The 25,973-nt window shown below is 40.8% G+C and carries 19 protein-coding genes; 17 read left to right on the top strand and 2 right to left on the bottom strand.

What is annotated here, in order from left to right; genetic code table 11:
- Window positions 1-39: 39 nt before the first annotated feature.
- Window positions 40-405 carry a YtxH domain-containing protein gene (locus IZT61_RS07910; RefSeq protein WP_196100623.1) on the bottom strand — a complete coding sequence of 122 codons (366 nt, stop codon included), beginning with the start codon at window positions 403-405 and terminating at the stop codon, window positions 40-42.
- 504 nt (window positions 406-909) lie between these two features.
- Between IZT61_RS07910 and IZT61_RS07905 the strand changes: the two genes are divergently transcribed.
- From IZT61_RS07905 to IZT61_RS07890, 4 genes are all read left to right on the top strand, one after another.
- Window positions 910-1,290, top strand: coding sequence for an OsmC family protein (locus IZT61_RS07905; RefSeq protein ID WP_196100622.1), 381 nt, complete (start codon window positions 910-912; stop codon window positions 1,288-1,290).
- 84 nt (window positions 1,291-1,374) lie between these two features.
- Window positions 1,375-2,625 (top strand): DUF2130 domain-containing protein, encoded by a 1,251-nt coding sequence (locus tag IZT61_RS07900; RefSeq protein ID WP_196100621.1) that lies wholly within the window; start codon window positions 1,375-1,377, stop codon window positions 2,623-2,625.
- A gap of 204 nt (window positions 2,626-2,829) precedes the next feature.
- Window positions 2,830-4,974, top strand: a complete 2,145-nt coding sequence (locus IZT61_RS07895) for a glycoside hydrolase family 97 protein (RefSeq protein ID WP_196100620.1) — start codon at window positions 2,830-2,832, stop codon at window positions 4,972-4,974.
- A 543-nt stretch (window positions 4,975-5,517) separates the two neighbouring features.
- Window positions 5,518-5,994 carry an acyl-CoA thioesterase gene (locus tag IZT61_RS07890; protein WP_196100619.1) on the top strand — a complete coding sequence of 159 codons (477 nt, stop codon included), beginning with the start codon at window positions 5,518-5,520 and terminating at the stop codon, window positions 5,992-5,994.
- A gap of 380 nt (window positions 5,995-6,374) precedes the next feature.
- Here the strand turns inward: IZT61_RS07890 and IZT61_RS07885 are convergent, their stop codons facing one another.
- Complete coding sequence (locus tag IZT61_RS07885; RefSeq protein WP_196100618.1) at window positions 6,375-6,896, bottom strand: NADPH-dependent FMN reductase; 522 nt, start codon at window positions 6,894-6,896, stop codon at window positions 6,375-6,377.
- A 179-nt stretch (window positions 6,897-7,075) separates the two neighbouring features.
- Between IZT61_RS07885 and IZT61_RS07880 the strand changes: the two genes are divergently transcribed.
- The 13 genes from IZT61_RS07880 (at window position 7,076) to IZT61_RS07820 (ending at window position 25,940) form a co-directional block, all read left to right on the top strand.
- Window positions 7,076-7,876 (top strand): ParA family protein, encoded by an 801-nt coding sequence (locus IZT61_RS07880; RefSeq protein WP_196100617.1) that lies wholly within the window; start codon window positions 7,076-7,078, stop codon window positions 7,874-7,876.
- A gap of 7 nt (window positions 7,877-7,883) precedes the next feature.
- A complete protein-coding gene (locus IZT61_RS07875; RefSeq protein ID WP_196100616.1) occupies window positions 7,884-8,792 on the top strand; it encodes a ParB/RepB/Spo0J family partition protein in 909 nt (302 codons plus the stop codon).
- Window positions 8,793-8,800: 8 nt separating this feature from the next.
- Window positions 8,801-9,520: a DUF5683 domain-containing protein gene (locus tag IZT61_RS07870; protein WP_196100615.1), complete on the top strand. Its 720-nt coding sequence runs from the start codon at window positions 8,801-8,803 to the stop codon at window positions 9,518-9,520.
- 5 nt (window positions 9,521-9,525) lie between these two features.
- Window positions 9,526-10,260 (top strand): 4-hydroxy-tetrahydrodipicolinate reductase, encoded by a 735-nt coding sequence (gene dapB, locus IZT61_RS07865; protein WP_196101252.1) that lies wholly within the window; start codon window positions 9,526-9,528, stop codon window positions 10,258-10,260.
- A gap of 281 nt (window positions 10,261-10,541) precedes the next feature.
- On the top strand, window positions 10,542-11,738 hold the full coding sequence (gene lepB / locus IZT61_RS07860) for a signal peptidase I (protein WP_196100614.1): 1,197 nt from the start codon (window positions 10,542-10,544) through the stop codon (window positions 11,736-11,738).
- Between the two features lie 253 nt (window positions 11,739-11,991).
- A complete protein-coding gene (locus IZT61_RS07855; protein WP_196100613.1) occupies window positions 11,992-15,198 on the top strand; it encodes a SusC/RagA family TonB-linked outer membrane protein in 3,207 nt (1,068 codons plus the stop codon).
- Between the two features lie 11 nt (window positions 15,199-15,209).
- On the top strand, window positions 15,210-16,700 hold the full coding sequence (locus IZT61_RS07850; RefSeq protein WP_196100612.1) for a RagB/SusD family nutrient uptake outer membrane protein: 1,491 nt from the start codon (window positions 15,210-15,212) through the stop codon (window positions 16,698-16,700).
- 23 nt (window positions 16,701-16,723) lie between these two features.
- Window positions 16,724-17,392, top strand: a complete 669-nt coding sequence (locus IZT61_RS07845; RefSeq protein ID WP_196100611.1) for a hypothetical protein — start codon at window positions 16,724-16,726, stop codon at window positions 17,390-17,392.
- Between the two features lie 11 nt (window positions 17,393-17,403).
- Window positions 17,404-18,318, top strand: a complete 915-nt coding sequence (locus IZT61_RS07840) for a DUF5007 domain-containing protein (protein WP_196100610.1) — start codon at window positions 17,404-17,406, stop codon at window positions 18,316-18,318.
- Between the two features lie 151 nt (window positions 18,319-18,469).
- Window positions 18,470-19,660: an ROK family protein gene (locus IZT61_RS07835; protein WP_196100609.1), complete on the top strand. Its 1,191-nt coding sequence runs from the start codon at window positions 18,470-18,472 to the stop codon at window positions 19,658-19,660.
- Between the two features lie 527 nt (window positions 19,661-20,187).
- The gene (locus IZT61_RS07830) at window positions 20,188-20,745 is read left to right on the top strand and encodes a hypothetical protein (RefSeq protein WP_196100608.1); all 558 of its coding nucleotides are present in this window, start codon (window positions 20,188-20,190) and stop codon (window positions 20,743-20,745) included.
- 220 nt (window positions 20,746-20,965) lie between these two features.
- Window positions 20,966-24,322: a SusC/RagA family TonB-linked outer membrane protein gene (locus IZT61_RS07825; RefSeq protein ID WP_196100607.1), complete on the top strand. Its 3,357-nt coding sequence runs from the start codon at window positions 20,966-20,968 to the stop codon at window positions 24,320-24,322.
- 19 nt (window positions 24,323-24,341) lie between these two features.
- Window positions 24,342-25,940 carry a SusD/RagB family nutrient-binding outer membrane lipoprotein gene (locus IZT61_RS07820; protein ID WP_196100606.1) on the top strand — a complete coding sequence of 533 codons (1,599 nt, stop codon included), beginning with the start codon at window positions 24,342-24,344 and terminating at the stop codon, window positions 25,938-25,940.
- The last annotated feature ends 33 nt before the right edge of the window (window positions 25,941-25,973 follow it).

The following is a 25,973-nucleotide window of genomic DNA, read 5'->3' as shown; positions in this document are numbered from 1 at the left end:
GTTAGAACAATTAACCAGTTAATTAACCCGTTAATGCGGCTAACCCTGTCCTTCTTGCACCTGACCATTGTCATGCGCATGCTCTAAAATCTCTTTGATATCAGATTTAGGTTTTTTAGGTGCCTTGTGTTTAAAATGCGGAACTTCGTGCTCTACAATATCCTCTTCAATTGCCTCAACGCCAAAAACCTTCTCTTTTAACAGGTTATATTTATCGCGAAAGCCATAACGTAGATTATTTGCTCCGCTGGCAATTCTTCCCCTTGTTCCTGCACCACTATCAGGCGCAAACAATACGCTTATTACTGCGCCAGCCGCAAGTCCTGCAACTAAGGCAATTGCTACCTGAGCATTATTATTTGATTTATGCGCCAGGCATTTTCCGATTAATTTTCTAAATTTCATGTGTTTATTATTTAAGTGTTTTATCGTGCGTGTTACCAATATACTATATTTTATTAACTTACGCTTATAGTTGGCTCCCACTTGCAGGTCTATAATTGAACAAACCGATTGGCATAATGTTTAATTTTTTTTGATTTGACAGCCCTGCAAGTCGCTTTTTACCAAATGTTTGCCGCTTTTGTTGTTGGCAGTCGCCCATTGTTCAAATGCTTTACCATCGGTATGCTTAAGTGTAATTTTTAGTCACTAGAATGGGAAAAATGGATTGGAACCGAAAGCCTGCAGACCTTTAATTATTAAACCCGAGTGGCAGCCCCGCTACCTTTCGGTGCGGGCTACAGCGGATGGCCTATGTCATTTAGTTAAGAAAAAAACAAAAAACATTGTCACCCTGAGCGGAGTGACTCGCATAGCCCGGCCACAGTGATATTTGAAAAAAAGACATCGATTTTACTTAAATTCGAAGTTAAAGCATAATCTTTAGCTTTTAACAAACAAAAAATAATGGTAAAAGCAACAATAAACAAAGAACACTATGCTTGTTCGGTAACTAACGGATCGCACGATATTGTAGTGGATGAACCTCTTGAATTGGGCGGCACGCACAAGGGCTTTGCACCGAAAGGACTTTTGATGGCTTCGCTGGCCTCATGTGTGGCAATAACGCTACGGATGTATGTAGACAGGAAGGGATGGGCGGTGGAAAAAATTGAAGTAGAAGTGAACATGGGCGTAGAAAATGCCGAGGATGTATTTTACGAAGAGATTACCTGCACAGGCAACCTTACCGAAGAGCAAAAGGCCCGGCTGGAAACCATTGCATCAAAGTGCCCTGTTAGCAAAATTTTAACCGTAGGCCACGATGTGCGCTCGAAAGTGCTATAGCCAAACGGTGCAAAACTCGCTTTCACAATGCTAAAAAGCTTTGGTATCTTTGTAACGCCTCTTTTATGAAGTAAAAAAATATTTATGGCTACCGAAATTAAATGTCCTAACTGTGCCCATGTTTTTCCGATGGAAGAAGCCATGGCCGAAGATTATAAGAAAGAACTGAGAGAGAAGATGGTTGCTTTTACGAGGCAAAAGGATGAAGAATTTCAGCGTAAATTAGCTACCGTAGAATCAGAAAAGCAGCAACAACAACGGTCTTTTGAAACGAAATTAGCGGAAGAGAAAGCGAAATTGAAAACCGATTTAGAGGGCGATTTGCGTAAGCGCATTGCTTCTGATTTTGAAACAAAACTGCAAATATTGGAGGGCAACGCCAAAGAAAACGAAGAGAAGTTAAAGCTTGCCCGCGAAAAAGAGCTTGAGTTTTTGCGGAGAGAGCAAAGCCTTAAGGTTAAAGAGGAAGAGATGGAACTGGCGTTTCAGCGTAAAATGCAAGAACAGCGTAATGAGTTGGTGGAACAAATTCGTAAGCAGGAAGCCGAGAAAAACAGCATTAAAGATACTGAACATCAGCTGCGTTTGCGTGAACTGGAAAAGCAACTTGCCGACCAGAAAAAACTTGCTGAAGAAATGAAACGCAAGGCCGAGCAAGGCAGTATGCAATTGCAGGGTGAGGTGCAGGAACTGATTTTGGAGGAATTGTTACGCAGTAATTTCCCTTTCGATTTAATTGATGAAGTTGGCAAAGGCGTTCGCGGTGCCGATTGTATCCAGGTGGTGCGTAACCAGTTTGGACAAGAATGTGGCAAAATTATTTATGAAAGCAAACGTACGAAAGATTTCGGTGGCGACTGGATTGAGAAACTCAAGAAAGACATGCGGAGCCTCGGTGTTGATGTTGCCGTAATTGTAAGTCAGTGTTATCCTAAAGGTATGGATTGCTTTGGCCAGCGTGATGGCGTTTGGATTTGCTCGTTTGAGGAAGTGAATGCGGTTGCGTATGTTTTACGCGACGGAATTTTGCGTTTATCGAGCGCAATGAAATCGCAGGAAAACCGGGGCGATAAAATGCACATGCTTTACGATTATTTAACCGGAGCCGAGTTTTCTGAACAATGGAAAGCCATTCGCGAAGGATTTATGAGTATGAAATTATCTATTCAACGCGAGCGTGATGCCATGGAGCGGTTGTGGAAAGCCCGCGAAAAACAGTTGGAAAAGGTGCTTCTAAATGCAACCCATATTCGAGGCTCCATTGAGGGTATCGCCGGAAGCGACACTATTCAATTAAGTTTAACGGACGATGATGAGCAATTGCTTTTAGATTAAGTAAGTTCTATCGTTAACACCTAAGAACGTTGTCATTTAGACTGGAGTGCACTATATCGAATTTGCATCGGTAGCGAAATGGAAAGCACTTTAAAGGAAAGATAGCTCCGCAAGGGCGAAATGACGACTCATTGAACAACAAAAACCTGTATAATCAGCTGATTCCGAGTAATCAACCTAAAAATGAGCAAAACAAATAATAATATGAATAAAAAACTTAACCAATACTTTAACCACTTCAAAATCCTTACTTTAATTGGCGCTTTGCTATTTTTCGGCGACGTTTTCGGGAACGTTCCCGAAAACGGCTTGAAGTCGCCTGATGGTAATCTGGTGGCAAATTTTTCGTTGGCAGCGGGCGGCGTACCAACCTACAGCTTGAAATACAAGGGTAAGGATGTGATTAAAGTGAGCAAGCTGGGTTTGCAATTAAAGGATGGCAAACACCTGATGAATGGCTTCACAGTATCAGACACGAAAACGAGTGCTTTTAACGAAACCTGGACGCCTGTTTGGGGAGAAGTTAAGGAAATTGTGAATCATTATAACGAGCTTGCCGTTACCTTAACCCAAAAGGAAACTAACCGTTACATCATCATTCGGTTTCGTTTATTTAATGATGGACTCGGCTTCAGGTATGAGTTTCCGGAGCAGAAGAATCTCGATTACTTCGTTATAAAAGAAGAGAAAACGCAGTTTGCTTTGGCCGGCGATCATAAAGCATTTTGGCTGCCGGGCGATTATGATACACAAGAGTACAGTACCGTAACATCGAACCTATCAGAAGTTCGTGGCAAAATGAAAGACGCCGTAACGCCTAATGCATCGCAAACCACTTTCTCGCCAACGGGTTTGCAAACCCCTTTGATGATGAAAAGTAAAGACGGCCTCTATATCAATATCCACGAAGCCGCTTTGATCAATTATTCGTTAATGTCGTTAAACCTCGATGATAAGAATATGATTTTAGAATCGTGGTTAACACCCGATGCTGTGGGCGATAAAGGCTACATGCAAGCACCTTGTTTATCGCCATGGCGAACAATTATTGTAAGCGACAAGGCTGCGGATATTTTAACCTCAAAATTAACTTACAACCTTAACGAACCTACAAAGTTTAAAGATGTATCTTGGATTAAGCCGACCAAATATGTTGGCGTTTGGTGGGAAATGATTACAGGCAAAAGCACCTGGGCTTATAACAATTTAACGAGTGTGCAACTGGGTGTTACCGATTACTCAAAAACAATACCGAACGGAAAACATGCCGCAAACACCACTCACGTGAAAGAATACATCGATTTCGCTGCAAAAAACGGATTGGATGCCGTTTTGGTGGAAGGCTGGAATGAGGGCTGGGAAGATTGGTTCGGCAAAACCAAAGATTATGTGTTCGATTTTGTAACGCCATATCCCGATTTCGATGTGAAAGAAATTCACCGTTATGCTGCCAGCAAAGGCATTAAAATGATTATGCATCACGAAACTTCTTCATCAGTTCGTAATTATGAAAGGCATTTAGATACCGCCTATAAGTTTATGAAAGCCAATGGTTACGATGCCGTAAAAAGCGGTTATGTAGGCAACATTATTCCCCGTGGCGAGCATCATTACGGGCAGTGGCTAAACAACCATTACCTGTATGCCATACAAAAGGCGGCCGAGTTTAAAATTATGGTAAATGCACACGAGGCAGTTCGCCCAACCGGCCTGGCCCGTACTTATCCCAATTTAATTGGCAATGAATCGGCCCGCGGAACCGAATACGAAGCTTTTGGCGGAAACAACGCCGATCATACTACAATTTTACCATTTACACGTTTAATTGGTGGTCCGATGGACTACACGCCGGGCATTTTTGAAACTAGAGTGAGTGCCTATAATCCCGAAAATAATTCGTTTGTTCACAGTACACTCGCCCGTCAGTTGGCGCTGTATGTAACCATGTATAGTCCGCTGCAAATGGCTGCCGATTTACCAGAAACCTATAATAAATACATCGATGCTTTTCAGTTTATTAAGGATGTTGCCGTTGATTGGGATGACACCAAAGTTTTGGAAGCAGAACCGGGAGACTACATCACTTTCGCCCGCAAGGCAAAAGGCAAAAACAACTGGTTTGTTGGGCGCACCAATGATGAGGTTGCACGCACTTCTAACATTAATTTCAGCTTTCTTGATGCTGGTAAAAAATACATTGCAACCATTTATGCCGATGCGAAAGATGCGCATTACGAAACCAACCCAAAAGCCTATACCATTCGCAAAATGGAAGTAACCAACAGAACGAAGCTAAGCATACCTTGCGCACCGGGTGGAGGTTATGCAATAAGCGTTATGGCGAAGTAGTTTATTGGTTCATTAGTTCATTTGTCATTAGTCATTAGTTCATTGATGATTAGTTCATTTGTCATTGGTTCACTAGTCATCGGATGAATACCAGGCGTGGTCGCTATATTCATTCGATGACTAATTCTTTTTGCTATCATCCTGAGTGTTAATTTTTCGGAAATAAAATCAATATAAGTGACGCCGTTTTTTCGAAGAATGCTTTTAAGAAGGGTCGTCATTTTGAGCGCAGCCGAGAACCACGAAGTGCTCAGCGAAGCTAAATCTCTATCCAAGGTTCAACGATTTCTCCTCCGTAGGAGCTCCTATGGAGCACTTCAGTCGAAAGGAGAATTTGCTAGAAAAAAAGTACTGTTACCCTTACTTTTTTTTCAGAAAAATAATCTCTGAGGATGAGGACCATTCATGTTTAGGTTTAAAGTACAATTAGAATTTTGTACGCTTATTCTTGTTATCATTTTATTCTTTTTTCACCCGAATCAGATTTTTTTGCATATTGGTATCGATAAACAGAACTGTTCAACCTGCGAAACACAACAAATTATGCCGAAAACAAATAATCACATCGAACTACAGTTCTTGAGCGAGCCATCTGATGTAAACTATGGGGGCAAAGTTCACGGTGGAATGATGATGAAATGGATCGACCAGGCCGCTTTTGCCTGTGCGTTGCAATGGAGCCAGAGCTATTGCGTAACGGTTTATGTTGGCGGCATCAGGTTTTTCCACCCTGTGCATATTGGCCACCTGGTAAAAATGGAGGCGCGAATTATTTATACAGGCAAAACAAGCATGCATATTGCGGTTGATGCCTATTCGAAACCCGTCGGCCAAACCGACTTTGTTAAAAATACGCACTGTATTATCGTTTTTGTAGCTGTTGATGAGGATGGGCAGCCAAAACCCATACCACCCTTTAAACCGAAAACCGAAAGAGAAATCGCCATGCACGGCTATGCCATAAAATTGATGGAACTGCGCAAAAGCATTGATAAGGAAATGGAACCTTATATTGCTTAACAGCTCACCATTTGAAAGGCAGTGAGGCCTCATCCCTTGAAAGGCAGAGATTCGGCAGGCTTAGTAACCACCCTCTCCGGGGGAGCGGATTTCAGAGCCTCTGCTTTAAACCCAAAGGTTCAAACCCGAGTCTTTTGTTTCCCTTTCCTTACGAGAGGGGCAGAGCCTTGTACGCTAGCAAGAGACCACCTATCGAAAGTGATTTCGATCAATTCCCATAGTTCCCATTTCACCAAATCGTCATTCTCGCGCATGCGGGAATTTTAATACCATAAACCAGTTTGAAGCTTTAAGATTCCCTATCAGGTAGGCAATGATGTAGCGCAGTAGTCTATATAAGCACAAAATTAGCCAAGTACAAACTTTACAGGGAGAGGTTTTTAGAAGTTAATAAACGCTTCTATTTGTTCATTAACGAACTTGATTGTGTCTTGCTGGTTCAAATTCCCGTCGGCATCCAGCTCCGTACGGATGTTTGGAATGTGTAAGCGCAGCGGTAAAACATGCAACCGAATATAATGACATACACCCGTAAAGTGATCTACACCGCGAATATTGCCGTATTTACCCGATGAAATGCCAACCAGCGCCGCTTTTTTTTCGAAGAAACTTTCCGGAAAAGCACAGGCATCAATCAATACTTTCAAAACGCCGGGGAAACTGCCATTGTACTCTGGCATAACAAATAAAAATTTGTCCGTAGCAGTAATTTGCTCCTGAATTTTTTGAAAAGCCGCCGAGCGTTTGCCATACATATCCGTATTTAAAACATCTGCAGGCAAATGTTCCAGGCTGAATAATTCCGCATCAACCCCCTTAAGTTTTAAATTGTTCTGGTAATATTTTGCAACTTTAAGCGTATTGCTATTGAGTCTGTTCGTAGCGGCTATAATCGTAATCATGGGCAAATGTTAATAAGATGTTTAAAACCCGAATGCCCTTATTGCTAATATTGCCATATAGTTTGTATCTTAGCTGATTGAGAAAAAGGGCGTAAACAGCACAAAAATAGAACTTTTTGCCGATTAACAGGTAAAAATAAAAGCGCCAAAATAAACGTTAAACCATTTGGGATATATAGATGAGCAAAATTATTGCATTAGCAAATCAAAAGGGTGGCGTTGGTAAAACAACTTCATCAATAAACCTGGCTGCCAGTTTAGCCGTGTTAGAATACAAAACTCTATTGTTAGATGCTGATCCTCAGGCAAATTCAACCTCAGGCATTGGTTTTGATCCCCGAAATATTAAGAACAGTATTTACGAATGTATCATTAACGACATCGATCCACTGGAAGCGATTCAAAAAACTGATACACCAAATTTAGATCTTTTACCTGCGCATATTGATTTGGTAGGTGCCGAGATCGAGATGATCAACCTCAGCGATCGTGAGTATAAAATGAAAGCAGTACTGGAGAAAATAAAAGACCAATACGATTTTATTATCATCGATTGTTCTCCATCTTTGGGATTGATTACCATTAACGCATTAACTGCTGCCGATTCTGTAATCATTCCTGTTCAGTGCGAATATTTTGCGTTAGAGGGCTTGGGCAAGCTGTTAAATACCATCAAAATAGTTCAAAACCGTTTAAATCCTCAATTGGAAATAGAAGGCATTTTACTTACCATGTACGATGTTCGTTTGCGTTTATCAAACCAGGTTGTTGAAGAGGTAAAAACACACTTTAATGAACTGGTTTTTGAAACCATAATTCAACGGAATACGCGATTGAGCGAGGCGCCGAGCTATGGCGTATCGGTAATTATGCACGATGCAAATTGCAAGGGAGCAATAAATTACCTTAACCTTGCCCGCGAAATCGTAAAAAAGAACGGTTTGTTAAAAGAAGAAGAAATAACTACAGCAACTTTATAAATTATAGATGACATCTTTTCAGCGAAAAACAGGTTTAGGAAGAGGGTTAAGTGCGCTTTTAGATGATAGCGAATCTACTCATCCGCCAAAACAGCAGGCAAATGCCGTTAGTGAGACAGAGCAGATTGGCAACATCAGTCATGTAAGTTTAACCGAAGTTGAAACCAATCCATACCAGCCACGAACAGAGTTTGATCAGGTTGCACTAAATGAACTTGCCGATTCGATCAAGGTGCAAGGCTTAATTCAGCCCATTACCGTAAGGAAACTAAGTGCCAATAAGTATCAGCTAATTTCTGGCGAGCGCAGGTTCAGGGCATCAAAATTGGCCGGCTTAACACAAGTTCCGGCGTATATTCGTAGTGCTAACGACCAGCAGATGTTGGAAATGGCTCTAATCGAAAATATTCAGCGGGAAAACCTGAACGCCATTGAAGTGGCCCTAAGTTTTCAGCGCATGATCGATGAAGTAGGGTTGAAACAAGAGCAGTTGGGCGATAGGGTAGGGAAAAATCGTACTACGGTTACCAACTACTTAAGGTTGTTGAAACTTCCGCCCGCCATTCAGGCTTCCATCCGCGATCAACGCATTTCGATGGGGCATGCCCGTGCCTTAATCAATGTCGACGGTGTAGATAAGCAATTGTTCATCCATCAGGAAATATTAGATAAAAGCCTTTCGGTACGTAAAGTAGAAGAGCTCGTTCGCAATTTGCAGCATGCAGCGCTCAAAACCGAAGAAAAGCCGAAAGCGAAAAGTGTATCGTTTCAATATCAGAAACTTCAGGATGATTTGGCCTCGAAATTCGCTACTCGCGTAAAATTAAAAGTTGCTCAAAATGGAAAAGGCGCAATTGAAATCCCTTTTATGAGCGATGACGACTTGAATCGAATTTTAGAGCTATTGGATTGGTAATGCATAAGGTGAAGTTTTTAATACTGTTTACTTTAATTACGGGCCTTTTCGTAAACCTTGCTTCGGCTCAGGTTAGGGATACGGTAATAAAATCTACCGATAGTGTAAAAACACAGGTTATTAAGCCGGTAAGGAAAGATACTACAACCAAGGTAATGAGCCGGCAAGATTCGATGAAAGCCGCTTATGTAAATCCCGGAAAGGTTGCAGGAAGAAAGGCGGTTTTCCGATCGATGATTATTCCCGGCTGGGGGCAGCTGTACAATATGCAAATTCTCGACGATGGCTATGGTACCAGGGCGGGTAAAAGCCAAACCTTGCAAAAGGTGTACACGGGGGCTAAAATAGCAGCTATTTATGCCGGTTTTACGGTGTTAACCATGTCGTACATAGAGAGTACCAAACAATATAAGCTTTTTCTGAAAGAACTGCAATATCGCGATGCCAATAATGGTGCTCCGGATCCCAATGGGCCTTTTGGTAGCAGATACTCAACATCGGGCATTACCAATGGAAAGGATACCTACCGAAGAAACCGTCAGATTGTTTTAGGTTCGTACCTTTTGGTCTATGCAGCCAACGTTATCGATGCTTATGTAGCTGCTCGTTTGCACTTTTTTAATATTGATGATGAACTGAGCTTTAAAGTTTCACCCTCAGTAATCACTTCAAATTCCCTATATGGTTTTAATGGTACACCCGCCTTAAAACTCTCACTAACATTTTAAATATGATGAAAATTGCGCTTTTAGGTTATGGCAAAATGGGGCAGATTATCGAAAAATTTGCTTTAGAACGTGGCCACGAAATCGTATTGAAGATCACGATTGATAATCAAGCCGATTTGACCAGGCAAAACCTTAAACTTGCCGATGTAGCCATCGATTTTAGTACACCAGATTCGGTTTTGAATAACATTTCCACTTGTTTTGATGCGAACGTTCCGGTGGTTGTTGGCACAACAGGCTGGTATGGAAAATTGCAAGAAGTAAAGAATGATTGCAACAGCAGTAACAATGCCCTGTTGTATGGGTCTAACTTCAGTATAGGCGTTAATTTGTTCTTCAAGCTAAACCAAATGCTGGCGAAGCTGATGAATAACTACCCGGCTTACGAAGTTCAGGTAGAAGAAATACACCATACCCAAAAGTTGGATTCTCCGAGCGGCACGGCAATAACCCTTGCCGAAGGGATAGTTGATAACCTCGACCGAAAATCGGAATGGTTGAATGAATTGATAGGAACTCATGTAGAGGTATTTCCAAAAGCCGAGCAACTGCTGATCGAATCGCACAGGATTGAAAATATACCCGGAACGCATTCGGTAATTTACAGTAGCGAGGTTGACGACATTGAAATAAAGCACACGGCACATAGTAGGGCAGGATTTGCGTTGGGAGCGGTTGTAGCCGCAGAATGGCTAAAAGATAAAAAAGGATTTTTTAGCATTACTGATATTTTTGAGTAAGAGAAGTCCGATAGTCGGAGGTCCGAAGTCAGGAGTTTGGAGTCAGGAGTTTGGAGTTGTGAGTCTGGAGATGAGAGAAAGAAGACAGTAGGCAATTAGAATAAACAACGCACTTAAGTGAACCTAAATGCCTTAGAGGGTAGAACAACACAGAAAAGCGGCGTTTGAAAGGTGATGGCGCTAAAAGTTTGATAACTAATAACTAAAATGTATCGCTAACGGCTCCCTTCGGAGGGTCGGTAGGGCCGGATAACGGGCCGCGAAAAAATATAAAGATATATATGAACTATAAATTTTGGCAGAAAAGAAAAGATGCCCCAAAAAAGAAAAAAACTAAAACCCGAGAATGGGTAGATGCAATTGTTTTTGCTGTTGTAGCCGCCACCATTATTCGCGTGTTTTTTATTGAGGCTTACACGATCCCCTCAGGTTCAATGGAGCGCTCGTTGTTAATCGGCGATTTTCTTTTTGTAAGTAAGGTAAATTATGGAGCACGTATTCCGATGACGCCTGTTGCATTTCCCTTCGCTCATCATACATTGCCTTTAACCACATCTACAAAAGCGTACTGGGACGGCGTTCAATGGAAATACCACCGTTTGCCAGGATTATCAGAGATTAAGCGAAATGACGTTGTGGTATTCAACTTCCCGGAGGGCGATACAGTGGCCGTAGAGAATCAGGAAGACAGCTATTATAACCTCGTTCGCAACATGGGACGCGAGCAGGTAAGAAGCACTTTTACAATTGTTGACAGGCCGGTAGATAAACGCGAAAACTTTATTAAAAGATGCATTGCCATCCCTGGTGATGTGATTTCGATGAGCAACGGCGTTGCCAATGTTAATGGGAAGCAAGAACCGCTGAAAAATACAGGCTTAATGCCTTATCGCGTTACTTTCAAAACTACTGATTTTAACTATTCGCTTTTAGATGAGTTCAAGCTCGATTTGGGCAATAGTCCGGCGATTGCAGAAAACACCTATGTTATTAATGCTTCCTCAGAAATTGCAGACAAGCTTAAATCTTTTGATTTCGTGCAGTCGGTAGCCTTATATCCCGATTCGGTTGGCCCCGAGCAAGGCGGTGTGTTTCCGCACGATAAAAGTCGCTCAAACTGGAACAGGGATAACTTTGGGCCAATTAAGGTTCCCGCAAAAGGCTGGACAGTTAAGATTGATAGTATGACAATGCCACTTTACTACCGTGCAATTAGAACATACGAAGGAAACAAGGTTGAACAGGTAAACGGTGTTTGGTACATTAACGATAAGCCAGCAACCACCTATACCTTTAAGATGGATTATTACTGGATGATGGGCGATAATCGCCACAATTCTGCCGACTCACGCTACTGGGGTTTCGTACCTGAAGACCATATTGTAGGCAAGGCATTATTTGTTTGGATGAGCTGGGACAGTACCGCCTCTTTTTTCCATAAAATTAGATGGAGCAGGCTGTTTATGGGAATCCATTAACCAATGCAATAACTTTAAAATGGCTCACCCTCAAGTGAGCTTTTTTTTGCATCAATAAGCTTTTTAATTTTTTTAAGAAGTTTTGCTTAATTTGATTTTTTTATTAAGTTTGAGTTAATAATCAATTAATCAATTCTCTTTTATCCCACCAGTCGATAAAAATTCGACATTAATCTTTAAAAATATGACTACATAGCGCAAAAAAAAAAATCCCTATACGAAATACATCCCAATAAAAACTTAAAATAAAATTATGAGAAAAAACTACTTAATTTTTTTAAGCGTTTTGTTGGCATTACTAATATCCTTACCAACCTACGCTCAAAAAAGCATTTCAGGCACCGTAAAAGATAAACAGGGATTACCGATACCTGGCGTCAGTGTAACAGAAAAGAATACCAAAAATGGGACTTCAACCAACGCCGATGGAGAATTCACAATATCTTCATCATCCAAGTCAATTCTTGTTTTCAAATCTATTGGCTTTGCAAACAAAGAAGTAACCGTCGGTAACCAAACCAAAATAAATATAACGCTTGATGCTTCGTACAACGAACTTGAAGAGGTTACAATTAGGCAAATAGGATATGGTACGCAAAAGGCCCGTGAGGCTACCGCATCGCTTTATACGGTTAAAGGGGAGCAATTACAAAACAGGCCAACTGCGACAATCGAAAGCTTGCTGCAAGGACTTGCTCCAGGCTTACTAGTCCAGCAGAATACAGGTAGCCCTGGAGGTAGAGTAAATATTCAGGTTAGGGGTTTAGCAGCTTTTTCGGCTGATGCAAATTCAAATGTAGTGAGCCCCCCACTGTTTGTTATTGATGGTATACCGATTGATCAGGATCCTTTCAATCCATCCGACCCCAGACAAGCTATTAACAGCGTATTATCGGGGCTAAACCCGTTCGATGTAGAATCGGTCGATGTTTTAAAAGACGCTTCTTCCACAGCAATTTATGGCTCTAGAGGTGCCAACGGCGTAATCATAATCACAACGAAGCGTGGTAAGATCGGTAAGCCCATTGTTACTATAAATTCTCAGTATGGACTATCTTATTTTCCAAATCTGCGGCCCACTTTAGGCGGCAAAGCAGAACGCGATTTCAAAATTGATTTATATAATCAATACAAAGTCTCGAATGTTGCCGGAGCCGTCGTTGTCCCAGGTATGCCAGTCCAGCTATCAGACAGTTTAAATGCTTTTTATAACAACTCAACCGATTGGCAAAGCTTATATTTTAATGATGCTGCTGCACTAAAAAATATAAATATCGGAATTAGTGGAGCCACCGAAACCTCGAATTACAGAGTCGGAGCCGATTACTATGATGAAAATGGTACTGTGGTTGGGTCAGGATTTAATCGTTATTCCCTCACCTACTTTGGTAATTTTAGACCGACGCCTAAACTTACCATTACCGCTAGGGTCAATGCAAATCAAACTGATGCAAGTAGAAGAAGAGGAAGCAATTACAACGCTGCAGTTATCGGAAATAATTTTTCGTCTTCGTTTGTGCCAGGACCAAACAGCGGTTTTTACGACCAATTTTTGGCTTCCTACAGCAATGGTGTCAACCTTGACCTGACAAGAAATGGTATCGTTTCGTTAGAAGGGAGCTACGACCTTTATAAGTTTTTAAACATCACCACACGGGCTTCAGGCAACTATCGTTTTTATCGTACTAGAAACTTTCAGCCATCTGCAACAAGAGAAGATAGCAAGGCCTATTCAGATTACTATGATCAAGAAAAGTTAAACTTGTTAAGTGAAACCTTCTTAAGGTTGCATCACACTTTCAACGAAAGGCATAACTTTGATTTTTTGGTAGGAAATACTATCAATGTTAGTAAGATCGATTACATATCGGGTACGGGTACTGGTGGTCCGAACGATGCTCAACAAGTAATTAAGGGCTATCCACAAGCGGGCCTTGAGCTTACTACGGGCAACACTTCTTACGGGTTATTGTCGTATTATTCAAGATTAACGTACGATTACAAGACAAAATATTTGTTTCAAACCTCTTTAAGAGGGGATGGGTCGTCCAAATTTGGAAAAAACAAGCAATGGGGTTATTTTCCTTCAGTATCCGCCGGTTGGGTATTCACAAAGGAAGATTTCCTTAAAGGAATAGCGGACAAGTGGTTCAATTTCGGTAAAATAAGAGCAAGCTATGGCAAAGTTGGGTCGCAATTCGACGATAATTACTTAGCATTGGGAGCTTATGTTACTGGAGGTGGAGCTGGCTCAACTTACAATGGTATTCCTACATTGTCACCAAATTACGGTGCTGCAAATGGTATTCCGCTGCCGAATTTATCATGGCAAACTGCTACAACCTATGGTGTTGGTGCAGATCTGGAATTCTTCGGAAGTAGGTTAACAGCGTCGTTAGACTATTATCACCGAGCGACAGATAATTTCTTATTCCGTGAGCCTTTAAACTCTACATCTGGCTACTCTTTACACTATATTAATGGTGGTGCAGTGCTAAACAGAGGTTTCGACGCCGCAATTACCGGCTACGTAACTGCACCTCAAAAAAAGTTGCAATATACTATCACTCTGATAGGAAGTACCAATACAAACATTCTTACCAAATTACCTGATGGTGGTAAAAGCGTTGCCCGAGGTACGGGAAATGCGCCTTATTTAGAAGTAGGCCGTCCGTTAAATGGGTTTTACCTATTCCGTTATCTAGGAGTATATCCTAATGATGCAGCAGTTCCGGTTGACAGATATACAGGAAAGCCGCTATTTCCGAATACCAGTGGTTTTACAAGTCAAGATCCGTACCGCGGTGGAGATATAGCATTATTAGATGTTGATGGAAATGGAAGGATTGATGTGAAAAGCAATAATGATAAAATTTATATGGGTGATCCAAGTCCAAAGTTTTATGGAAGCCTTTCGCATTCATTTAGGTATTTGTTAAAGAACAATTCTTCGATCCAACTGCAGCTATTTTTTAATTATTCAATAGGAAATAAGGTTTATAACCAAGTTTTGGTTGATCGATTAAAGTCGGTAAGTTGGACTGCAAGCAAAAACGTGAACTATCCTAATGGCCAAACGAATTTATTGGATGTATCTGATCTGGATTATTGGACACCAACTCACACCAATGCTAAATATCCATCTTTAAATCCTTGGAGATATTACGCTTTATCTAGTTACGATTTTATCGGTAACTACGATGTTCCTACCGATTTATTTCTGGAGGATGGAAGCTTCATTCGTTTAAATTCGATAAGCCTGGGTTACGATTTCTCACCAAAGTTTTTAGCTAAGATTAAGATCAGACGACTGAGGTTGTTTGCTAGCATGAATAACGTATTCATTTTAAGTAAATATTCTGGCGTCGACCCCGAGAATGTAGACAATTATGGGTACGACCAGGGTAACGGCTACCCGATTCCTAAGAAATTTAATTTTGGATTTAATTTTGAATTTTAGACAGAAAGAACATGTTATATAACTATAAAAATAAAATACTTTTAGTCATAGTTTTGGCTATTGCAATGTTTTCGTGTAAGAAAATTCTGGAACCTGATGTAATTGATTCTCCAACAGGTCGGAATGCCTTTAAAACGGCACAAGATGTTAACAACGGAATTGGAGCGGCTTATTCGTTTTTACGAACAGCTTTGCCGAACAAGATCTTTCTCTTTGGAGATGTTAGAGCTTATAATTTTTCAAGTCTTTCATTCACGACAAACGTCAGACCTGAAACTAGCATTCCGGAAAACGACTACAATGCACTTATTAATAACGGTGGAGGAAACTGGTCAGATTTTTACCGCACAATTGCGCAGTGTAATCTGTTATTGGAGGTTATACCTACCATTAGTAATTATGACAACGCCACCAAAAGGAGACATATTGGAGAGGTCAGCTTTATCAGGGCACTCACCTATTTTTATCTGGTTAGGTTTTGGGGCGATGTACCAATTAATTTAAGTAGTGTTAATATCGGAACCATTGCCCGCTCTCCTCAGGCAGAGGTATATAAGTTAGTAAAAAGCGATTTGGACAAAGCAATTGCCAATTTAAGCCTGCTTTATTCAGCTGATGATAAAGCTGTACGAGCAACCAAGGGTGCGGCATGGGCCATTAAAGCACATTTAATGGCGTGGCAACAAGATTATTCCGCTTGCGAAAAATTGTGTGATAGCGTAATTAGGTTTGGTAACTATTCACTGGTTAAAGATACTACCAACAATAATTTGGTTAAGATTTTTGTGGGTAAGTCTCCCGAAGGGATTTTTGAGCTGAATTATGACTACCTGCAAAATGAGGTAGAGAAAAATCTTGTTTATAACCGTACGTTGGGCAGGCCATGGTATAAAGATGTGTCAGATGGGGGCGGAGGTACGGAAAAATTCCTGCTATCACCAACTACCGAGCAAATGGACGCAATGTTTAAGCCCGGGGCGAAAGATGCTAGGAGATTTAGTTGGTTCATCAAAGATTATTTCGCTAACTCAGTTACAATAGGCAAAGAGACGTATAACGGTGCCAAGAACAGATATTATTTCGGAAAATATAGAACGCTTGCTCAAAACGCCGATACCACATCGCAAAAAATTAACGAATCAAACATCATCATCACCAGATTAGCCGATATCATTTTGCTAAGGGCCGAAGCTTTAGCCAGCAATACTGTAAACCGACCCGCTGAGGCAGTAACCTTGCTTAATGAGGTGCGAAAACGAGCATTTGCAGCGGCATATACCGGAGGCGGCGACTTACAGGATACGATATTGTTAGAACGCAAAAAAGAGCTTATTGGTGAGGGACATTTCTTTTTTGATCTGGTAAGAACCAGAAAGATGAACAAATATTCACTAATAACAGAGTCAGACTGGTATTCTGGAGGCGCTTGGCTTTTACCAATTAATCAAAGCATTATTGCTGAAAGCAATTTTACCATTACACAAAATGACTACTGGAAATAGAGGTGAATACTAAACCAACTAAGATGAAAAATTTATTAAAGATAAAAATCGGACTGATTTTATTTACAGCTCTAATTGTTATTGCCTGTAAAAAAGATTACTATCAAGACGGGGGGCTGTCTGCACAATCGGAGGCTGAAAAAAATATGACCACGTATGATTTTTTGGCTAGCAGAACTCCCGGAAAATTTGATTCACTATTAAAGGTGATTGATTTGACCGGTACAAAAAACCTGGTTAATCAAGACAATATAACTTTTTATGCTGTGCCAAACTCGGGAGTTGCAAGGTTTCAAAGCATGTTCAGTAGTGCAAACAAGCTCATTAGACCTTTAAATAAAATTGGAAAGGACACACTGACAATGCTCTTGAAGAGATTGATTATTCCCAACTCTCACATCTCATTGGAACAAGCGGTTAGCAATGTGAGAACACTTTATAAAGATGCTAATAACGACACCTTATTCATTTCTTTCAAGGATGGAGGTGTTAAGCCCGGAACTGCAATACAAACTTCTGCATATTCAATGGTTTATGAGCACAGAAAGATACCCAAAGTTGATTCGGTGAACTATGTTTCCCTAAGTGCTTTTCAAACACACAATCTGATTACAAAAAATGCTATGCTACATGTTGTCGCCGAAGAGACAAATTTTGCAACCGGCTTAAAAACGAAGTTTTATTTATATTAACAGATTATAATATGAAAACGAATAAAAAAATACAATGTTTTTTACTATTGGTTTCTGCTTTCTTTTTTTATGCTTGCAAAAAGGAACAAAACAAAGGCTATTTTAGTAAAGACTTTAAATTTCCTACAACCCAGGCAATAAAGGCAGTAGTTGGAGGGCCGCTATTTCAGACGCGCGCAGCTATAACCGACGAAAGTACTAAACCATTAACTTTCAGAATCGTGGCCATAAGAAATGAAGATGGCTCAATAGCTCAAAATGCTATGGATTATAAAGTAGAGACTTATTTATGGACAAGTGCCTATACTAAAAAAGAAAAAACCATCGAAGAGATAGATGCTAAAAGATACAAAGCGATTCGGCCAGCAATTGACATAGATTCATTAAATGGGCGAATAATTATTTATCCGCAGGTGACTGATTCATTAAGATTGCCTAAAGGAATATATAAGATCGACATTGAAGTGAAAAATTCGGCCGAAACTCGTTTGTTTGAATCAGCTGTAACTTTAGATATCAGTTATTCACTTCCATATTATTATAAGTTTAGTGGTGTTGATGGAATAAAAGACTTTAAGGTGAAATTTACCAGACTTGCTGAAAAAGGAAATAAGCTAACAGTTAAGATCTATAAACCTGATGGAACGCCGACAAATGTAGATTCATATTTAGGATATCAGTATGGTGATGGTAGCATTAAGGATTTTCGAGAGCTGGGCTCTGGAAATCCTGTCAGCTATACACCATTTCTAGATCGTTTGGAACTCGAGTTCTCAAGCTTTCCAGCCCCATATGTTGAGGGGGGGCCAATTATTACCGATTTGTTTAACAACAGTAGTGTTAAAGGTGCTTATTTTAATTTTTGGTTTGAATGGGCAATTTACAAGGAAGGGAATTGGCTAATGGAAATTAAATTAATCTACTAATCTTTGGTGAAAGAGGTAATCGGCAGATCAGAAATGACTGCCGGTTTTTTTTGCCTCAGCTAGGTCTTCCTTTTTAATTTTTTTAAAAAGAGTTGTTGTGGTTGCGCTAATTTTTATTAAGTTTGATAGAAAAATCCCCAGTCGTAAATACATGTCTATAATTGCCGAGAAAAGTCAACGGTTAAGAGCCAACATCATAAAACAGCTTTATTACAAAAGCGCACTTTCATTAACGGAGCTGAGCAAACTTACACAAAAGAGCCTCCCATTGGTTACTTCGGCGGTAAATGCGCTGATAGGTGAGGGCTACATTATTGAGCAGGGGTTGGCCCCATCAACCGGCGGAAGGCGAGCCCTGATGTATTTGCTGAACCCGGGCCATCAAAAATTTATTGTCGCGGTGGCCATGGATCAATTGATTACCAGATTAACCATTTACGATCTCGCACGAAAAGTGGTATTCCCCATTCAACACCTGGATTTTGACATCGTCGCAGACCCAAATAATGTGAGTTTACTTTGTAACTTCATAAACGATTGCATTGATGCCTCAAAACTCGACCGTAAAGATATTGTTGGGGTCGGCATCGGAATGCCAGGATTTGTGAATGCGAAAAAGGGTATAAATTCTTCTTTCTTGATGGTTGACGAGGGCACTACAATCAGAGACTACCTGAGCAAACAAATAAATCTTCCAACGTTCATTGATAATGATTCGAGCCTAATTGCCCTGGCAGAACTGAATTTCGGTGAGGCCGCCAATTTAAGAGACGTAATGGTAGTGAACATTGGCTGGGGAACCGGGTTGGGCATGATCATCAATGGTCAACTTTACCGGGGCAGCAGTGGCTATGCCGGCGAGTTTAGCCATATTCCCCTATCAGATTCGAATAATCTCTGCTCTTGCGGAAAAAGGGGTTGTTTGGAGGTAGATACGTCGCTATTGGTAATGGCCGAACGGGCGCAAAAGGCCGTTTTTGAGGGTGCTGAATCAAGCATGGCTGAACTGTTCAAAAACACGGATACACATCCGGGCGATCATTTTCTAGCTGCCGTTAAGGCCCAGGATCCGCTAGCCGTAAATATCTTATCAAAATCTGCCTTCCAACTCGGAAAAGGGCTTTCGACACTCATACACATCTTAAATCCCGAACGCATTGTGCTAAGCGGAAGAGGCGCAAAGGCTGGGAAAATGCTTTTGCCACCCATACAGCAAGCAATAAATGAATTCTGCATTCCCCGTATTGCCGAGCAAACCGAAATACGACTTTCAAGTTTGACAGATGAGGCAGAACTATTGGCCGCGGCAAGCCTGGTGGTAGAGAATGGAAAATTTGATTAATAATGTTAATTTTACTGTTAGGACAATAAAAAATTGTTTAAAACGCATTGATCAAAGGGTAAAATGTAGCTGGGCCGACCCATTATGCCGAGTGGCGATGTCACAAATAACTTGGAATAAATCCGGTAGCTATCAGGTCAGGATAATGCCGGTTATGCCAAAACGCCGATGAAGCCCAAAGAAATCAGCGTATTGATCGAACGCATGATAATCGGCCACATTATTTCAGCTGATCTAGCCGAGGAATCAAACATTGCTACGCTATGAGAAAATAGCCGGCATCGAATGCACTGACTATTAAATCCATAGTGCTGCTATGACAAAATCAACATTCTTTTTAAAAAAATTAAAAAGTGTTTGTTAGATATAATTATTTTTATTAAGTTTGATAGGTTTTGAAACGGTTTTTTCAGCATAGGTTTGAAAAATCGTTAAACAAAGAAACAATGTGGGCTTATGTAAATAACAATATTACCACTCCAATCTCCCTATTTTAGTACATCCCGGCTAATCATAAATTTGAAAAAATGATAAGAAAATACTCAATCCTGTTGAGCATTTTGCTGGTATCCTTTGGGGCAAGTTTTAGTTATGCTTCAAAAAAAATAAAGATTGCTGCAATTGACATCTCGAGACCGCTTTCTGGGGTCGACGGTTCCATAAAAGGAATAATTCACGCTATACCAACAACTCGTGGCGTGGGATTTTCAATTTGGGCAGGTAAAAAACGGCTCTGCATCCTCAGCTTTGCCAGCTTTAAATCTAACGCGGTAACAATAGCTTCACCAAATAACATTCCAATTAAGTTAATTACAAATGACCTAAGTGCTGGGCCTGTTGGTGTTCTGTGCAACAAAAAAGAAAGGCAAGCGTTTGCTAATGCCGTGCCGGCGGTTGCAAGCGATGCACGAGAACCTTGCTGCGCCAAAGCCCTAACGACCAGTCTTCTCTGTTTACATGTAAGAAGATCAATTCATGGCCCATGCGGCTCCCCCAATATTCTATTATGTGGATTAAGCTCTCTTAATGATGGCAACCATCCGCTCTTAGTTACAGATGGGGCTTTTTGGAGATTTCACTGGTGAAAGCAATGACTTTTGGAGTCGATTATTAGATAGAGGCAACGGTATCTCGGCCATGAAGGCCGGGGGGCGTGCTTAACCAATTAGTAAATATTAAGTGAAGAAAGAATTAACAGAAACATCATTAAAGCAGACGTGTATGGAGAGATAACAAGCAAAAATTGAAAACAAATTAAGGTAACTTAATTTAAAACCGAACTAACAGTAAACTAAACCAATCAAAATGAAAAAAAAATACTTATTGTGCTTTAACGTATTGTTGTTATGCTTATTAACAACTGCTTCATTTGCACAAAAAACCGTAACAGGTACAGTAAAAGATGCAGGCGGCAATGCCCTACCTGGTGTAAGTGTTCTTGAAAAGGGAACCAAAAATGGGACTTCAACTGGTGTAGATGGTAAATATACCTTAAATGTGAAAGAGGGTGCAAGATTGATCTTCAGATCAATAGGAATGATTACGCAGGAACTGCTTGCCATATCGGGGCAAACCATTGTGATGAGTGATGACTCCAAGGTATTGAACGAAGTGATTGTGACTGGATTTGGCGTAAAAAAAGAAGTGAAGAGACTCAGTTATTCGGCAACTGCTGTTTCAGGCTCCGAATTAACTCAAGCCAATAATGCAAATGTGGAAAATGCCTTGCAAGGGAAGGTAGCAGGTGTGATGATTAATCAAGGTGCTAGCGGGCCTACATCTTCTTCCAGGATCAGGATTAGAGGAAACACGTCACTAAGTACAAATACGCAGCCTTTAATTGTTTATGATGGAATATTAATAGAACCGGGCACTTCTGGAGCAGACTCGTGGGGCGATGCTACAGATTTTGGAAACATCATGAAAAACATTAACGCTGACGATATTGAAAGTATCAGTGTTTTAAAGGGGGCTGCGGCTTCAGCACTGTACGGCTCTAAGGCCGCGGGCGGCGTGCTCCTCATTACATCAAAAAAAGGTAAGACTACCAAAGGCTTGGGCGTAAGTGTTTCTCAAACGACCTCTTTTGATGTGGCTTATAAATTCTTAGATCTCCAGAACGAGTACGGAGGTGGAATCTCTCCTGTATTTGCCAAAGACGCTAATGGGGTAGATGTGGTTGATCAATCTGCCGGCTACTATGTAGGCGGATATTCATTCGGCCCAAAGCTCGACGGTAGAATAGTTAAAGATTTGGATGGTGTGATGAGACCTTGGGTAGCCAACAATCCATTAGATTTCTTTGATACTGGCAAATTCATCAATACAAATATTTCATTTGAGGGTGCTAATGATAATACAACCTATCGTTTAGCCTATACCAACCTAAACAACTCAAGTGTATCACCCGGAAACAGCTTAAACAGAAATGCTTTCGCACTTCGGGTGACCAGAAAAATTTCGAAATCAATTTCGGTTGATGCGAGCGTAAATTATACGCTTTCGAATTCTTTAAACCCGGCCAGACAGGGAGGTAACAGTAACCCATTGTTTGCCTTTACTTATTATAAGCCAAGAAACGTTGATTTAGAAACCTATCTCAACAACAATATCAACCCAGTTACTGGGGGGGCTCTTAATTCAAGTAACCGTAATCTCTACGATCCTTATGCGATTGGTACTTTTGCTTATAGCTTTGAAAACGATAACAGAACGCAAAAAGAAAACAACTTATTGGCCAATATCGATGTAAATATCAATATTTTGCCCTGGCTTTCGGCCTTGATAAGAACAAATACCAATTTTTATAACATTGCCTATGAAAGGAAAAATCGAGGAAATGGTATTGATTTTGCAGGTGGCGATTATGAAATTACACAAAACACCAATAAATCCTATCGCGTTCAGGGTTTGTTAAATGCAACCAAGCAATTTGCAAACGATTTTGAGCTAAATGCTTCGTTGGGAGGAGAAACTTATCAGAAAAACCTTGGAAACTCTGCTTTTTATAACAAGTCTGTAACTAGCGGCGGGCTTAAAATTGCTGATGTTTATGCAATTTCAAATTCGATTAATCCTGCAACTACAACAGCTTATCCAAATCTGGGCGAACGCACCGATGCAGTTTATCTGTATGGAGACCTTACCTGGAAAAACATGTTGACCTTAAATCTTAGCGGAAGAAACGACTGGTCGTCGGCGCTTACGTATAGAGATGGTCATGGAAATTATTCATACTTTTATCCGAGTGCAGGTTTGGCATGGATCTTTACCGAATTGCCAGTATTTCAAAATAACCGAATATTATCTTTTGGTAAGTTAAGGGCGTCATACTCTTTCACAGGCTTATCGGCCCTGCCACAACAGACCAATACAGCTGGCTACTATAAATTACAAGATGGCACTTTTAGTAATGCCGGTGGTGGTAATCAATCGGTTTATGGCTTTAGTGATAATATTCTAAAGAACAACAATCTAAGGAATGAGTTAACAAAGGAATTCGAGATTGGAACTAATTTAGGGTTCTTTAAAAACCGTTTAAGCATCGACTTTGCTTATTATAAGAAAAACTCTTATAACCAGATATTGAGCTTTTCTTTACCACAAGAATCTGGAGTAAGTTCGCAGGCTTTAAATGCTGGCAACATTCAAAATCAGGGTATCGAGATTTTGGTGACAGGTAAACCTGTTGTATCTAAGGATTTTAATTGGAATGCGTCGGCTACCTTTACCCGTAACCGAAACAAGATAATAGAATTGGCACCGGGCGTACCGAGCTATCCACTAGACTTAGCCTTTGGTAACGATATCACTTCGGTGGGGCAGCCAGGCGAAATATACGGCTCACTAATCACGGGATCTGCTTTTTCGTATTATCAAAAGAAAGATGCAAATGGCAATCCGATTGCTAGCCCCAGTAATGGCAAAAAGGTATTAGGAAATACAGGTTATGGCACCACTGGCGGTTATTATACTTTTGTAAGATCACAGGATTATGATGGCACCAGAAAAAACCTCGGGACAATGATGGAGAGTTATCTCGCCGGCACTCAGCATAACGTATCTTATAAGAATTTTAGTTTAGGGTTTCAAATCGACGCTAAAATTGGTGGTTTGATTGCTTCGGGCACTCATCAGTATGGGTCGGCTAACGGTTCATTTGCAAACTCCTTGTTCGGTAGGGATGAAGCCTCAGGAGGGGTAACTTATACCGATGATAAAGGTATAGTGCACCATGATGGTATTATCCCAGATGGTGTATTAAACGACGGGATAAAAGCCAAGGGGGTAGATTTAGGTGGAATGACGTACGCAGATGCGGTAAAACAGGGTTTGTTAAAACCAATACCAGCATACGCATATTATGAAAATTTAAGTCAATGGTCTAGTGGTATCAGAGAATATTCAGTATTCGAAAATTCATGGGTTGCACTTCGCGAGGTAACGGTAGGTTATAACGTACCAAACAAGTACTTAACTAAATTGAAGATTAATACGTTGAGCTTAAACCTAACAGGTAGAAATATCGCCTATTTATACAAAACAGTTAAGGATGATATAAACCCTGAGAGTATTTATAGTAACAGGGCCGGCGCCTTTGCCGAATATGGGGGATGGCCACTGGTTAGAAGTTTAGGTTTTAATATTAGGGCATCGTTTTAAATATTTAGATTATACAGATATGAAAACTATAAATAAAAGAAAAATATATTTCCTGTTGATTTCGGCTTTGCTAATTGCAGGCGGCTGTAAAAAGGAAAGCTTTGTAAAAGCGAATTTAAATCCTACTACACTCTACGACATTCAGCCCGAAGACCAGTTTCTTCGAGCTGCGGTCGGATCCCAGGATGATTTCGAGTATTTTGCCGATGTGTACCGTGCCGCCAACCTTTGGATGCAATATGCTACTTTAAGTACAGGCAACGGACTAAACTTTAATAATGTTGGCTCTCAGTTTAATACTCGTTATGGGAAGATATATTATGGTAGATTGGGACCGGCGTTAGTTGATGCTATAAAGGCGATTGAGGACATGCCCGATGCAGAAAAAAATCTGCGGCTACACATGAAGGCAATATCGCAGATATTCTTATCATACTATACGTTTTACGTAAGTGATATTAACGGGAGTATACCCTACACCCAAGCTTTCCAGGCAAGATACGGGGGCACTACCACACCGGCTTATGATACCCAGCAGGCCATATTTGCAAAAGTAGACGAAGAGCTAAAGACAGCCGTTGCAACATTGAAAGGCAACCAAGCGGGGCAGATCAGTCTTGGCGGCAACGACCCGTTTTTTGGTGGCGATGCAACAGCATGGGCAAAGGCAGCAAATGCATTGCGGTTAAAGATTGCCATGCGTTTAATGAAGGTTGATCCGGGCCGAATGAAGGCGATAGCGCTTGAGGTATTGGCCGATCCGATACAAATGACTACTGTAAACGACTCCTGGATGCTTAAAGTGGGGCCAAGTTATGCAAATCAAGGAAACTGGAACCCCGCAAACTTTGCCGCAGGTAAGCCAGTACTCGATTTTCTGGTTGCAAAGGGCGATCCGCGTCTGGAGATTTTTTATCGCCCAAATGCAGCGGGAAATTATGTAGGTAGTTTTACAAGTCCTGATGACGCTAAATTGCCAGCAAATGCAACACTTTACGCATCACTAGATAATCTCTCTCAATTGCAACATCGATTGTTTACTCCTAATTATAATGAAAGCGACGGTTTCGGTGTAGGCACAGGCAACGGATTTTTCCCTGTTTTAACCTATGCTGAATATTGTTTTATCCGTGCAGATCTTGCAGCACGTGGAGTTACAACAGATGTTGCTGAAACCTGGTACAAAAATGGCGTTTACGCATCGATCCAGTTTTATAGCGATAGGGCCGTTGACGCAAAAATTTCCAATTTTGTTGCGGTAACCATGCCCAGTATTGATGCATATTATAATATGGCAGGCATTAAATACGACGCAACAAAGGCAACCGAGCAAATTGCGTGTCAGGCCTATTTAGATTTTTTCAGGCAGCCACTTGAGGCTTGGGCTTGGTGGAAGAGAACCGGCTTTCCCAATACTACATCAGTTTTGGCATGGTCGGAGTTAAAGGCCAATGGAACAGTACTTCCGCTGGCACGTAGGGCTGGTATCGATTTGTTAAGCCCTACAAACCTAAACTATGCTAATCAACAGGCTGCTATAGCAGAAATGGCTAAAAATCCTGACTTCGGCGCTGGTCCAAACGATGCTTTCGGTCGCGTTTGGTGGGATAAAAAATAATTGTTATATTAAAGAGGTTGTATCATAAATATA

Source organism: Pedobacter endophyticus, from assembly GCF_015679185.1.
GTDB classification, from domain to species: domain Bacteria; phylum Bacteroidota; class Bacteroidia; order Sphingobacteriales; family Sphingobacteriaceae; genus Pedobacter; species Pedobacter endophyticus.
Note: the sequence above shows the minus strand (reverse complement) of the source record. Positions and strands in the feature narration are given on the sequence as shown.

Excerpts from the sequence above, each read along its gene's own strand:
- IZT61_RS07855 (WP_196100613.1), top strand. The coding sequence starts at position 11,992 with ATGAGAAAAAACTACTTAATTTTTTTAAGCGTTTTGTTGGCATTACTA.
- lepB (WP_196100614.1), top strand. The coding sequence starts at position 10,542 with ATGAACTATAAATTTTGGCAGAAAAGAAAAGATGCCCCAAAAAAGAAA.
- IZT61_RS07880 (WP_196100617.1), top strand. The coding sequence starts at position 7,076 with ATGAGCAAAATTATTGCATTAGCAAATCAAAAGGGTGGCGTTGGTAAA.
- IZT61_RS07820 (WP_196100606.1), top strand. The coding sequence starts at position 24,342 with ATGAAAACTATAAATAAAAGAAAAATATATTTCCTGTTGATTTCGGCT.
- IZT61_RS07895 (WP_196100620.1), top strand. The coding sequence starts at position 2,830 with ATGAATAAAAAACTTAACCAATACTTTAACCACTTCAAAATCCTTACT.
- IZT61_RS07840 (WP_196100610.1), top strand. The coding sequence starts at position 17,404 with ATGAAAACGAATAAAAAAATACAATGTTTTTTACTATTGGTTTCTGCT.
- dapB (WP_196101252.1), top strand. The coding sequence starts at position 9,526 with ATGAAAATTGCGCTTTTAGGTTATGGCAAAATGGGGCAGATTATCGAA.
- IZT61_RS07890 (WP_196100619.1), top strand. The coding sequence starts at position 5,518 with ATGCCGAAAACAAATAATCACATCGAACTACAGTTCTTGAGCGAGCCA.
- IZT61_RS07830 (WP_196100608.1), top strand. The coding sequence starts at position 20,188 with ATGATAAGAAAATACTCAATCCTGTTGAGCATTTTGCTGGTATCCTTT.
- IZT61_RS07905 (WP_196100622.1), top strand. The coding sequence starts at position 910 with ATGGTAAAAGCAACAATAAACAAAGAACACTATGCTTGTTCGGTAACT.
- IZT61_RS07910 (WP_196100623.1), bottom strand. The coding sequence starts at position 405 with ATGAAATTTAGAAAATTAATCGGAAAATGCCTGGCGCATAAATCAAAT.
- IZT61_RS07885 (WP_196100618.1), bottom strand. The coding sequence starts at position 6,896 with ATGATTACGATTATAGCCGCTACGAACAGACTCAATAGCAATACGCTT.
- IZT61_RS07845 (WP_196100611.1), top strand. The coding sequence starts at position 16,724 with ATGAAAAATTTATTAAAGATAAAAATCGGACTGATTTTATTTACAGCT.
- IZT61_RS07835 (WP_196100609.1), top strand. The coding sequence starts at position 18,470 with ATGTCTATAATTGCCGAGAAAAGTCAACGGTTAAGAGCCAACATCATA.
- IZT61_RS07900 (WP_196100621.1), top strand. The coding sequence starts at position 1,375 with ATGGCTACCGAAATTAAATGTCCTAACTGTGCCCATGTTTTTCCGATG.
- IZT61_RS07875 (WP_196100616.1), top strand. The coding sequence starts at position 7,884 with ATGACATCTTTTCAGCGAAAAACAGGTTTAGGAAGAGGGTTAAGTGCG.
- IZT61_RS07825 (WP_196100607.1), top strand. The coding sequence starts at position 20,966 with ATGAAAAAAAAATACTTATTGTGCTTTAACGTATTGTTGTTATGCTTA.
- IZT61_RS07850 (WP_196100612.1), top strand. The coding sequence starts at position 15,210 with ATGTTATATAACTATAAAAATAAAATACTTTTAGTCATAGTTTTGGCT.